The sequence below is a fragment of the Micromonospora sp. AMSO12t genome (assembly GCF_008806585.1).
GTDB lineage: Bacteria > Actinomycetota > Actinomycetes > Mycobacteriales > Micromonosporaceae > Micromonospora > Micromonospora reichwaldensis.
The window spans coordinates 1-11,932 of record NZ_WAAS01000206.1 but is presented as its reverse complement, the minus strand read 5'-3'; the positions used below and the strand labels follow the sequence as shown (position 1 = coordinate 11,932).

The 11,932-nt window shown below is 74.8% G+C and carries 12 protein-coding genes; 2 read left to right on the top strand and 10 right to left on the bottom strand.

The genetic code is table 11. From position 1 onward, the window contains the following. Window positions 1-1,570 (top strand): glycoside hydrolase family 3 protein (locus F6X68_RS24225; protein ID WP_151456441.1); only part of this gene is annotated, 1,570 nt, incomplete at its 5' end. Window positions 1,571-1,576: 6 nt separating this feature from the next. Here the strand turns inward: F6X68_RS24225 and F6X68_RS24220 are convergent. Both F6X68_RS24220 and F6X68_RS24215 read right to left on the bottom strand, forming a co-directional pair. After that, window positions 1,577-2,227: a lipoprotein gene (locus tag F6X68_RS24220; protein ID WP_151456440.1), complete on the bottom strand. Its 651-nt coding sequence runs from the start codon at window positions 2,225-2,227 to the stop codon at window positions 1,577-1,579. Between the two features lie 74 nt (window positions 2,228-2,301). Next, complete coding sequence (locus tag F6X68_RS24215) at window positions 2,302-3,201, bottom strand: MerR family transcriptional regulator (RefSeq protein ID WP_151456439.1); 900 nt, start codon at window positions 3,199-3,201, stop codon at window positions 2,302-2,304. Window positions 3,202-3,290: 89 nt separating this feature from the next. Here F6X68_RS24215 and F6X68_RS24210 point away from each other — a divergent pair, with 89 nt between their 5' ends. Further along, complete coding sequence (locus F6X68_RS24210; protein WP_151456438.1) at window positions 3,291-3,509, top strand: hypothetical protein; 219 nt, start codon at window positions 3,291-3,293, stop codon at window positions 3,507-3,509. A 57-nt stretch (window positions 3,510-3,566) separates the two neighbouring features. On the opposite strand, the gene F6X68_RS24205 is transcribed toward F6X68_RS24210, so the two are convergent. The 8 genes from F6X68_RS24205 to F6X68_RS24170 form a co-directional block, all read right to left on the bottom strand. Then, a complete protein-coding gene (locus F6X68_RS24205) occupies window positions 3,567-5,006 on the bottom strand; it encodes an acyl-CoA carboxylase subunit beta (protein ID WP_225852393.1) in 1,440 nt (479 codons plus the stop codon). A 10-nt stretch (window positions 5,007-5,016) separates the two neighbouring features. Further along, entirely contained in the window at window positions 5,017-6,243 is a 1,227-nt protein-coding gene (gene fabF, locus F6X68_RS24200; protein WP_151456436.1) for a beta-ketoacyl-ACP synthase II, read from the bottom strand. A gap of 2 nt (window positions 6,244-6,245) precedes the next feature. Further along, window positions 6,246-6,485 (bottom strand): acyl carrier protein, encoded by a 240-nt coding sequence (locus F6X68_RS24195; RefSeq protein WP_007072348.1) that lies wholly within the window; start codon window positions 6,483-6,485, stop codon window positions 6,246-6,248. Between the two features lie 83 nt (window positions 6,486-6,568). Continuing rightward, window positions 6,569-7,513, bottom strand: a complete 945-nt coding sequence (locus F6X68_RS24190; RefSeq protein ID WP_151456435.1) for a beta-ketoacyl-ACP synthase III — start codon at window positions 7,511-7,513, stop codon at window positions 6,569-6,571. A 58-nt stretch (window positions 7,514-7,571) separates the two neighbouring features. Further along, window positions 7,572-8,741 carry an acyltransferase domain-containing protein gene (locus F6X68_RS24185; protein ID WP_151456434.1) on the bottom strand — a complete coding sequence of 390 codons (1,170 nt, stop codon included), beginning with the start codon at window positions 8,739-8,741 and terminating at the stop codon, window positions 7,572-7,574. Between the two features lie 78 nt (window positions 8,742-8,819). Continuing rightward, the gene (locus F6X68_RS24180; protein WP_151456433.1) at window positions 8,820-10,076 is read right to left on the bottom strand and encodes a CdaR family transcriptional regulator; all 1,257 of its coding nucleotides are present in this window, start codon (window positions 10,074-10,076) and stop codon (window positions 8,820-8,822) included. Window positions 10,077-10,113: 37 nt separating this feature from the next. Next, the gene (locus F6X68_RS24175; RefSeq protein ID WP_151456432.1) at window positions 10,114-10,782 is read right to left on the bottom strand and encodes a response regulator transcription factor; all 669 of its coding nucleotides are present in this window, start codon (window positions 10,780-10,782) and stop codon (window positions 10,114-10,116) included. A 16-nt stretch (window positions 10,783-10,798) separates the two neighbouring features. Next, window positions 10,799-11,932, bottom strand: a 1,134-nt coding sequence (locus F6X68_RS24170) for a sensor histidine kinase (RefSeq protein ID WP_151456431.1), incomplete at its 5' end; no start/stop codon positions are given.

The following is an 11,932-nucleotide window of genomic DNA, read 5'->3' as shown; positions in this document are numbered from 1 at the left end:
CGACCCCGCCGCCCGCGCCGCCGCCCTCGTGGCCTCGCTCGCCGACGAGGACCTCGTCGGCCAGGTGCTGATGCCGTACGCCTACGGCGACGCGGCCACCAGGGTCTCGCCCGGCTCGGCGGCCGGCAACCAGGCACTGGCCGGGGTGGACACCCCCGCCCAGATGGTCGAGAAATACCGGCTCGGCGGGCTGATCCTGGTCGGCTTCAGCGCCGACGACCCGACCAAGGGCAACCAGGAGACGACAAACGTCGACAACCCGAAGCAGGTTCGCGCGCTCACCGACGGCCTGCGCGCGGCCGCCGGTCGGCTGCCCGCCGGGCCGGCGCCCTTCCTGATCGGCACCGACCAGGAGCACGGCGTGGTCACCCGGATCACCGACGGCGTGACCCTGCTGCCCAGCGCCCTCGCCGCCGGCGCCGCCGGACGACCGGAGCTGACCGAGGCCGCCTGGCGGGCGGCCGGCACCGAACTCGCCGCGATGGGGATCAACCTCGACTTCGCCCCCGTCGCCGACGTGCTCGCCACCCGCAGCACCGTGATCGGTTCCCGGTCGTACGGTGCGGACCCGAAGGTGACGGCGGGGCAGGTCGCGGGCGCGGTCCGGGGCCTGCAGGCCGCGGGCGTCGCGGCCACCGTCAAGCACTTCCCGGGGCACGGGCACAGCGCCGCCGACTCCCACGAGGGACTGCCGGTGCTCGACCAGCCCCGCCGGACGCTGGAGACCGGGGCGTGGCCGCCCTTCTCCGCCGCCATCGACGCGGGCACGATGGCCGTGATGTCCGCCCACCTCGACGCGCGGTCGGTGGACCCGGGCACCGCGGCGACCTTCTCGCACAAGCTGCTCACCGACGTGCTCCGTGGCCAGCTGGGCTTCCAGGGCGTGGTGATCACCGACGGGATGAACATGCCGCCGGCCAAGCGCTGGTCGCCGGGTGAGGCCGCCGTGCGCGCGCTGAAGGCGGGCAACGACCTCATCCTCATGCCGCCGAACGTCCGTCAGGCGTACGACGGGCTGCTCGCCGCGCTCCGCGACAAGTCGCTGCCCCGGACCCGCCTCGTCGAGGCCGCGACCCGGGTACTGACGATGAAGTTCAAGCTGGCCGACCGGCCCACGCCCGAGCTGTCCACGCTGGCCGGCCCGGCGCACCGCAAGGCGGCGGAGGACCTGGCCGCGGCGGCGGTGACGGTGCTGCGGGGCGCCTGCGGCGGCGGCGTACGGGGGCCGGTGACCGTGACCGCCTCCGGCGGGCGCGAGCACACGCGGGCGGCGCTGACCGAGGCGCTCAAGGCGGCCGGGGTCAAGGTGGTGGCCGGCGGCGGCACGGTGGTGCACCTCGTCGGGTACGGCGACGGCGCCGGCGACCTGCGCGCCGACGCCGCCGTCACGGTCGCCATGGACACCCCGTACGTGCTGGCGAAGGCCAAGTCGCCGACCCTCCTGGCGACCTACTCCTCCAGCCGGGTGTCGATGACCGCCCTCGCCGGGGTGCTGGCCGGCAAGACCCGACCGGGCGGCCGGTCCCCGGTGCCGGTGACCGGCCTGTCCGCCACGACCTGCGGCGCCTGAGCCGCGTCAGTCCCGGTTGATCCGGGCCGACTGCTTGACCAGCTGGTACGCCGGCAGCAGCTCCACGGGGTCCGAGGTGTCCAGGCTCAGCACGATCGGACCGTAGAGGGAGGAGATCGCGATGGCCCGGTCGTGGACCGTGCCGCCGTCCTCCTTGGGGTAGCTCGCCTCGACGGCGTCGACGGTGCCGGCCTTCACCCGCCGGTACTCCGCGTCCGCGGCCTCCGGCGAGTAGGCGTCGAGGAAGTACTTGAGGTGCTCCTGTGCGCCGCCGGCGACCCCGTCGACCCGCCACACCCGCAGGAACCCGGTGGAGCCGGTCGGCCGGGCGTTGATCTCGCACAGCATGAGGGCCTTGCCGAGGCGGGGCTCGCCGAACTTCGCCGAGCCCTTCACCGCCTCGACCTTCCACCTCGCCGGCACCGAGAAGGTGACCGGCAGCTCGCAGGGCGTACCCTTGCCGCCCACCGTGGTCCCGGCGGGAGCCGCCACCACCTCGTCGTGCCAGGGCGGGCCGGGGGTCACCGTCGAGGCGGTGACGCTCGGCGAGGCCGACGGGGAACCACCGGCCGACGGTGCCTCCTTCCCGTCGGCGCAGCCGCCGGTCAGTCCGATGGTGAGCACCGCGAGCACGGCGGCGCGGGTACGACGTTGCATGGTGTCCATTCCCCATTGACGACGAGAGCCGGCTCATCAAAGCGGCGCGGGGCGGCGGCGTCAATCCGGTTGATCTACGGTGCCGCGCGCAGGGCGGCCACCAGCCACTCCACGGCGGGCACCGCGGGCGGGAACGGGGGCCGCCGGTTGAGCACCCCGATCAGCTGCCAGTACCGCTCCACCTGCCGGTCGGTGAAGGTCGCGATGCCGTCGGCGAGCGCGAGCCGTTCGGCGCGGGACAGCCCCGGGTCCACCATCTCGTCGAGCACCGCCCGCGCCCGCCCGGAGTCCGGGGCGATCCCGGCGGCGAGCGCGGCGCGTGCCGGCTCGACGGAGGGCATCGCCGGCGGCGGGGACGTCGCCGCCGCCCCGGCCACCGCCATCGCCCGTACCCGAAGCCGGAAGGCGGGGTCGGCGACCAGCCCGGCCAGCTCGACCCAGGCGTCGACCTCCTCGTCGGTGGGCTCGTCGGGCAGGTCGGCGGGGAGCGTCCGCATCGCCCGGGCCAGCCCGTCGCCGCCGGGACCGGGCTCCACGCCACCGAAGACCTCGGCGACGAACTCGTCGATGATCCGTTGCCGCTCGCGGGCGGAGAGGCGGGCCAGGTCGTTCATCAGTCTCAACTCCTCGGTCGTGCTGCCACGTCGGGCGACCGACCGCAACACCGCCCGGCGCAGCCGCAGGGTGCGGATCTCCGCGTCCAGGGCGCGGCTGTGTGCCAGGGCCACCTCCCGGACGCTCGTCCGCCGCTGGAGGATCCGGCGGACGTCGTCCAGGCCGATCCCCAGCTCCCGCAGGCTCCGGACGAGGTCCAGCCGGGCCACGGCCGCCGCGTCGTAGAGGCGGTAGCCGCCGGTGGACCGGGCGGTGGGCGGGAGCAGGTCGAGGTCGGACCAGAAGCGGATCGTCCGGACGGACAGGCCGGTCCGGCGGGCGAGTTGCCCGATGGTGAACAGGTCGGTGCGGTCGGCCACGTCGACAAGCCTCCTGTCTCCAGCCGCTGGAGGGTCAAGCGGGAAAACCGGGTCGCCCTCGGCCGTCCCACCTGGCACCCTGTGCGCCCATGGGGACAGCAGAGGGTTTCGCGTACGTCGAGCGGCCGGACGGCACGGTCGTGATCACCCACCACGGCCGGGCGGCGGGCACCCTGCGCGGCGGCCGGGCGGCGGAGTTCCTCGCCGAGGTCGACGGCGACCCGCAGCTCGTGATGGCCCGGTGGACCGGCAACTACCGCCGGGGCAACGAGCGGACCGCCCGCCAGCACCCCCGCAACCGGGGCTGAACGACGCGCAAGGGCCCGCGCTCGTGCTGAGCGCGGGCCCCACGGCGGTCTGTGCGGCTACAGCGGGATGTTGCCGTGCGCGCCTCGGGCCGCCGGGGCGGCGGCGAGGGCTTCGGCGATGCGGCGGCGGGTCTCGGCCGGGGTGATCACGTCGTCCACGACGCCGATCTCGAGGGCCCGGTTGACGCCGCCGGCGATACGGGTCTGCTCCTCGACGAGCTGCGCGCGCAGCGCCTCGCGCTCCTCGGCCGGGGCGGCGGCGAGCTTCTTGCGGTGCAGGATGTTGACGGCGGCGCCGGCGCCCATCACCGCGACCTCCGCGTTGGGCCAGGCGAACACTGCGGTGGCACCCAGGGAGCGGGAGTTCATCGCGATGTACGCCCCGCCGTAGGCCTTGCGGGTGACCAGGGTGACCCGGGGCACGACGGCCTCGGCGAAGGCGTGCAGGAGCTTCGCGCCCCGGCGGACGACGCCGTCCCACTCCTGACCCAGACCGGGCAGGTAGCCGGGGACGTCGACCAGGACGATCAGCGGTACGCCGAGGGAGTCGCACATGCGCACGAACCGGGCGGCCTTCTCGGCGCTGGAGGCGTCCAGACAGCCGCCCAGGCGCAGCGGGTTGTTCGCGATCACCCCGACGGTACGCCCGGCGAAGCGACCCAGGGTGGTCACGACGTTCGGCGCCCACTTGGCGTGCAGTTCCACCCCGGGGGCGTCCAGCAGCGCCTTCACCACCGGCTTCACGTCGTACGCCCGGTTCGTCTCGACCGGCATCTTCGCCGTCAGGTCGTGTCCCCCCTCGTCCTGGGCGGACACGTCGTCGGGCGACAGGCGCCCCTGCCGGCCGAGCAGCGCGGCGAGCTTGCGCGTCTCGGCCAGCGCCGTCTCGTCGTCGGCGCAGGTCACGTGGACCACCCCGGAGCGGCGGCCGTGCGGCTCGGGCCCACCGAGGCGGGCCATGTCGACCTGCTCTCCGGTGACGCTGCGGACCACCTCCGGGCCGGTCACGAAGATCCGACCCGCACCGCTCATCACCACGATGTCGGTCAGCGCCGGCCCGTACGCGGCGCCACCGGCCGCCGGGCCCAGCACCGTGGAGATCTGCGGCACCCGCCCCGAGGCCCGCACCATCGCCGCGAACACCTGACCCACCGCGTCCAGGGCGACCACGCCCTCGGCCAACCGCGCACCACCCGAGTGCCACAACCCGATCACCGGCACCCGCTCCCGCACCGCGGTGTCGATCGCGTCCACGACGTGCCGGCATCCCTCGGTGCCCATCGCCCCGCCCATCCGCGTCGCGTCCGTGGCGTACGCGACGACCGGCGAGCCCTCGACCTCACCGCGCGCCCACAGCACACCCGAGGTGTCCCGTGGCACCGACAGCCGCAACGAACCGGCGTCGAACAACGCCCGGAGCCGAACCTCCGGATCCCGATGGTCCGCGACGGACGATGCGTCCACGCCAACGGCGGTGGTGGTCACGTGAGCCTCCATGGCTGTGGTCTCAGGCCCGCGTGAAGACGAGAGCCACGTTGTGCCCGCCGAAGCCGAACGAGTTGTTCAGCGCGGCGGGGATGTCCATGCGGCGCGCCTCGTTGGCGGCCACGTCCAGGGTGAGCCCGTCGTCGGGGTCCTCCAGGTTGATCGTCGGCGGTACGACACTGTCGCGGATCGCCAGGATGGTGGCGATCGACTCCAGCGCGCCCGCCGCGCCCAGCAGGTGACCGGACATCGACTTGGTCGAGGTCAGCACCGGGTGGTCACCCAGCGCCGCGCGCAGCGCGGTGATCTCCGCGACGTCCCCGACCGGGGTCGACGTGGCGTGCGCGTTGACGTGCACGATGTCCGCCCTGGCGACGCCCGCGTCCGCGATCGCCTTCGCGATCGCCCGGATCGCGCCCTCGCCCTCCGGGTGCGGCTGGACGATGTCGTAGCCGTCGGAGGTGAGTCCGGCGCCGGCCAGCCGGGCGTAGACCCGGGCGCCCCGGGCGGCGGCGTGCTCCGCCCGCTCCAGCACCACGATGCCCGCGCCCTCACCCAGCACGAAGCCGTCGCGGCCCTTGTCCCACGGCCGGGAGGCCCGCTCCGGCTCGTCGTTGCGGGTCGACATCGCCCGCATCGAACTGAACCCGGCGATCGGCAGCTGGTGGATGACCGCCTCGGTGCCGCCGGCCACCACCACGTCGGCCCGGCCGGCACGGATCATGTCCATGCCGAGCGCGATCGCCTCGGCGCCGGTCGCGCAGGCGCTGGCCACCGAGTGCACCCCGGCCTTCGCGCCCAGCTCCAGCCCCACCCAGGCGGCGGGGCCGTTCGGCATCAGCATCGGGATCGTGTGCGGGGAGACCCGCCGCGGGCCGGACGCCTCCAGGATGTCGTCCTGGGCGAGCAGCGTCAGCGCGCCGCCGATGCCGGAGCCGACGCTGACGCCCAGCCGCTCCGGGTCCAGCCCGGAGTCGGCCAGGCCGGAGTCCGCCCAGGCCTGCTGCGCCGCGATGATCGCGATCGCCTCGGACCGGTCGAGCCGGCGGAGCTTGACCCGGTCGATCAGGCCGGTCGGCTCGACCGCGAGCCGGGCGGCGATCCGGACCGGCAGTTGCTCGGCCCACTCCTGGGTGAGCGGACCCACCCCGGAGCGGCCGGCGAGCATGGCGTCCCAGGTCGACGCGACGTCCCCGCCCAGCGGGGTGGTCGCGCCGAGCCCGGTGACGACGACGTCGGTGTGAGCCATGATCAGGACTGCGCCTCGATGTAGCTGACGGCGTCCCCGACGGTCTTCAGGTTCTGCACCTCGTTGTCCGGGATCTTGACGCCGAACTTCTCCTCGGCCGCCACCACGACCTCCACCATGGAGAGCGAGTCGACGTCCAGGTCGTCGGTGAAGGACTTCCCCTCGGCCACGTCGTCCGGGTTCACCCCGGCAACCTCTTCGAGGATCTCGGCGAGGCCGGCGGTGATCTCGTCACGGGTCATTGCGGTTGGTTCCTCTCATCGTGGATCATTCGACGGCCGACGACGCCGACCGTCACTCCCCGGCGCAGCGGCCGGAGGGGCTTTCAGGGGCAGCGGACGACCTGACCGGCGTAGGTCAGGCCACCGCCGAAGCCGAAGAGCAGCACCGGGGCGCCGGAGGGCACCTCCCGCCGCTCGACCAGCTTGGACAGGGCCAGCGGCACGCTCGCCGCCGAGGTGTTGCCGGACTCGACGATGTCCTTGGCGATGATCGCGTTCGGGATGCCGAGCCGCTTCGCGATGCCGTCGATGATCCGGGCGTTGGCCTGGTGCGGCACGAAGGCCGCCAGCTCCGACGGGTCCACCCCGGCGCGCTCGCACGCCTGCCGGGCCAGCGGCGCCAGCTCCGTCGTGGCCCAGCGGAAGACCGACTGCCCCTCCTGCTGGATGGACGGGCGCCAGCCCTCGATGCGTACCGCGTCGCCCTTCTCCGGCACCGAGCCCCAGACCACCGGGCCGACGCCGGCGGGCTCGCCCTCGCCGACGGCCGACACCACGGCGGCCCCGGCGCCGTCGGCGAAGATGATGCAGGTGGAGCGGTCCGTCCAGTCGACGATGTCGGACAGCTTCTCCGCGCCGATGACCAGGGCGTTGCGCGAGGCGCCGGCCCGGATGGCGTGGTCCACGGTGCCCAGCGCGTACGCGAAGCCGGAGCAGGCCGTGTTGAGGTCGAACGCCCCGGGCGCGGTGATGCCGAGCTTGGCGGCGACCCGGCAGGCCACGTTCGGGCTTCGATCGGCGGAGCTGCACGTCGCCACCACGACCAGGTCGATGTCGGCGGCGGTGAGCCCGGAGTTGGCCAGTGCCTTGCCGGCGGCGGCGGCGGCCATGTCGGCGACCGTCTCACCGTCGGCGATCCGCCGGGTGACGATGCCGACCCGGTCCCGGATCCACTCGTCGCTGGTCTCGACCAGTTGGGCGATGTCGTCGTTGGTGACCACGCGGGAGGGCTGGTAGTGCCCCATCGCGACGATCCGACTGCCGGTCATCAGAGCTGTCCTTCCGTTCGCGACTGCGGGACTCGCAGGACCGGCTCATTCCTCGCGCTCACACGTGACCTCCGATGCGGACGAGCGGTTGGCCCGGCGCGACCGGGTCGTCGTGGTGGGCGAGCCACTCGGTGAGCACACCGCTGCCGTGGGCGGTCACCTCGACCGGGCCCTGCCGGGTGGCCACGTGGCCGACGACCTGGCCGGCGCGGAGCGTGTCGCCCTCGGTGAGCTCCCGCGCCGGCTCGAAGGTGCCGGCCGACGGGGCCACCACCACGCGGAAGTGCATGGTCGGCTCGTGGCCCGGCGCCATGCCGTGCCGGGCGATCAGGTCCCGGGCGGCGGGCAGGTCGTCGGGCGTGTTGAGGGTGACCACCTCGGGGGCCCCGGCCCCCTTCAGCTCCCGCTTGACCAGGCCCGCGAGGGTGCCGGCCGGGGGCAGCTCGATCACGCCGGTCACCCCGAGGTCGGCCAGGGTGCGCATGCAGAGGTCCCAGCGCACCGGCGCGGTGACCTGGCGGACCAGGCGCTGCACCATGTCGCGCCCGTGGTTGACCGCGGCCCCGTCGAGATTCGACAGCAGGATCCGGGCCGGGTCGCTCGGGGTGATCCCGGCGGCCACGGCTGCCAGCGCCGTCTCGGCGGGGGCCATGTACGGCGTGTGGAAGGCGCCGGCCACCTTCAGGCGGATCACCCGGGCCTTGGCCGGCGGCTCGGCGGCGAGCTTCTCCAGCCCTTCGACGGAGCCGGCGGCGACGAACTGGCCGGCGCCGTTGCGGTTGGCCGGGTGCAGCCCGTGCGCGACGATCGAGGCGAGCACCTCGTCGGGGTCCCCGCCCAGCACGGCGGCCATCCCGGTCGGCTCCAGGGCGCAGGCCGCGGCCATCTCCCGCCCGCGTACGCCGGCCAGGGTGATCGCCGCCTCCGCCGGGAGCACCCCGGCGAGCGCCGCCGCGCCCAGCTCGCCGACGCTGTGGCCGACGGTGAGCGTGACGTCGTACATCGGCAGGTGCTCGGCGGCCAGCAGCGCGGCGGCGACCAGCAGCGGCTGGGTCCGCGCGGTGTCCCTGATCTCGTCCGCGTCGGCGGCGGTGCCGAGGTGCACCAGGTCGACCCCGGCCAGCGCCGACCACCAGCGCAGACGTGCTTCGGCGCCGGTGAGGTCCAGCCAGGGAGTCAGGAAGCCGGGTTTCTGGGAACCCTGGCCGGGCGAGAGTACGGCGAGCACTCCTATGACTCTCCCGGATACGCGCGGGTAGCGCTGTGCCGCCCTCGACCAAACCGCACTAGAACCTTTGGAGGGTTCCTACAAAAATCGGCGGCGATCATCACCTGTGTGTGGTGTTTTGCTGGCGTTCGGGGTCATTGTCTGAGTTGGTACCACCGGGACCACCGGGTCGAGCCGACCGACGGTGAGGGCCACCTGGAGCGCGAAGGCGTCCCGCGCGGCGAGCGGCGAGAAGCCGGTGACGTCCGAGATCCGCCGCAGCCGGTAGCGCACGGTGTTCGGGTGCACGAAGAGGGAGCGCGCGGCGCTCTCCAGCGTGCCGCCGGCCGCGAAGAAGGCGTCGAGGGTCTCCAGCAGTTCCCCGCCGGCCCGCACCAGCGCGGCGTAGACGTCGTGCCGCAGCCGCCGGCGCGCCTCCGCGTCCCCGGCCAGCGCCCGCTCCGGCAGCAGGTCGTCCGCCGGCACCGGCCGGGGCGCGGTCGGCCAGGCCGGTGCGGCCCGGAAGCCGGCCAGCGCGGCGCGCGCCGACTCGGTCGCCTCGTCCAGGCTCGGCACGGCCGGACCGACCACCACCGGCCCGTCCCCGAAGGCGCCGAGCAGCTTGCCGGTGGCCGCGACCGGGTCGGCGGCGCCGCCCAGCACGATGACCAGCCGATCGCCGTGCACCCCGCCGATCACCTCCGTGCCGATGCGCCGGGCCTGCCGGTGGACGGTGTGCAGCACGGCGGAGACCTCCCCGCCGGGGGAGCGGCCGACCGCCACCGCCACCGGCGGGGCGTCCGCCCAGCCGAGCGCCGCCGCCCGGCTCGCCAGCACGTCCGGCGAGTCGCCCCGCAGCAGCGCGTCCACCAGCAACGCCTGCAACCGGGCGTCCCAGGAGCCGCGCGACTCGGCGGCCCGGGCGTACACCCGGGCGGCGGCGAAGGCGATCTCCCGGGAGAACCGCAGCACCGCCTCGCGCAACTGCTGTTCCTCGCCCTTCGCCGCCAGGTGCGAGACCTGCTCCTCGACGACGTCGATCATCACCTTCACCAGCGCGACGGTCTGCTGGAGGCTGATCGATCGGGCGAGCGCCTGCGGCGCGGTGGCGAAGACTTCGTCCGAGACCTCCTGGGTGCTGTCCGCCGTGCCGCCGCCGTCGCGCAGCCACTGCACCAGCGACCGGGCGCCGGCCTGGGCCACCAGCATCACCCAGGAGCGGTGGTCGGGCGGCAGGTCGCGGAACCAGGGCAGCGCCTCGTCCATCCGGGCCACGCTGGCGCTTGCCAGCGCCCCCGCCGCCCGCTCGATCCGGCGCAGCGTGGCCGACAGTTCCGTCCCGCCCGGCTCGCTCACCGCCCCAGCCTGACACGCCCCGACCTGCGGCGGTGGGTCAGGCCGGCGGCGGGGCGGGCAGTCCCAGCTCCTGGGCCAGGATGGCGGCCTGCACCCGGCTGCGCAGGTCCAGCTTGGCGAGGATCCGGCTGACGTGGGTCTTGGTGGTGCTCTCGGCCATCGCCAACCGGTCGGCGACCTGCTGGTTGGACAGGCCGAGCCCGAGACAGGCCAGCACGTCGCGCTCCCGGGGGGTCAGCGCGTCCACCGCCTGCCGGGCCGCGGCGGAGGTGGTGGGGGCGGTCGCCGCGAACTCGGTGATCAGGCGGCGGGTGACCGCCGGGGCGATGAACCCCTCGCCCCGGGCGACCGTCCGCACCGCCGCCACCAGGCCCGCCGCGTCGATGTCCTTGAGGACGAAGCCCGCCGCGCCGGCCCGCAGCGCCCCGAAGACGTACTCGTCGACGTCGAAGGTGGTGAGCACGAGCACGTCGGCGAGCCGGTCGGCGGCGATCTCCCGGGTGGCCGAGATGCCGTCCAGCCGGGGCATCCGCACGTCCAGCACCGCGACGTCCGGGCGCAGCTCCCGGCACAGCCGGACCGCCTCGGCGCCGTCCTCGGCCTCACCCACCACCTCGACGCCGGCCGCACCGGCCAGGATCAGCGCCAGCCCGGCCCGCACCGCCGGCTGGTCGTCGGCGAGCAGCACCCGGATCACCTCGGCCATGCCACGCCCCGTCCCCTCACGACGCCACCTCCGTCGGCAGCTCCACCCGTACCCGCCAGCGGCCCTCCGCCGGGCCGGCGGCGAACCGGCCGTTCAGCAGCGCCGCCCGCTCCCGCATCCCGATCAGGCCGGCGCCCGCGCCGGTCAGGGTGCCCCGGCCGGCGCCGACCGGGTTCTCCACGCCCACCACCACCCCTGCCGGCTCGTACGCGACCAGCAGGTCGGCCTCGCCGGCGCCGTGCTTGAGCGCGTTGGTCAGCGACTCCTGCACGATCCGGTACGCGGCCAGGTCCACCCCGACCGGCAGCGCGCGGGGCTCGCCGCGTCGGGTCGCCCGGACGGTCAGCCCGGCGGCGCGCACCCGGTCCACGAGGGCGTCGACCTCGCTGAGCCGCGCCCGGGTCGTCTCGTCGGTGGCGTCGACGGCCGCCCCGCCCTCCGCCGGTTCCCGCAGCAGGCCGATCATCTGCCGCATCTCGCCCAGCCCCTGCACGCTGCTCTCCCGGATCACCCGCAGCGCCGACTCGACCTGCGACCGGTCGAGCCCGGGCACGGAGAGCGCGGCCGTGGCGTGGATGGCCACCGCGCTCAGGTGGTTGGCGATCACGTCGTGCAGCTCCCGGGCCATCCGGGCCCGCTCCGCGCCGACGGCCTGCCGGCGGTCCAGCTCCACCAGCCGGGCCGTCTGCTCGGCCCGGGCCCGTTCGGCGACCGCCTGGTCCCGGTACTGCCGCACGCTGACCCCGGTGAGCACCGGCAGCACCCCGGCCAGCACCACGGGCGCCCCGATGCCCACGCCCCGCCAGTCGCCTCTCAGCAGCACCCCCACCGCCGTGCCGAGGACGCTCAATCCGATCGTGACCTGGAGCAGCCGGCGCCAGGTCCGGGCCGAGCCGAACACGCACGCGTCGTAGAGCACCTGGGTGTAGACGAGGACGGTGGCCAGCGAGCCGCCCATCGCGAGGTCGGCCACCACCGCCACCGTGCCGAGCGCCAGGCTGGCCCGGCTGGCGACCCGGCGCAGGCCCACCGCCGTGCAGACCACCGCCAGCGGCAGCAGGAACAGCGGTTCCGGCAGGTCCGGGTGCCAGGACAGTTGCGGCTGCGTGCCCAGGCCGTACAGGACCGCCCCGCCAACCAGGGAGGCGCA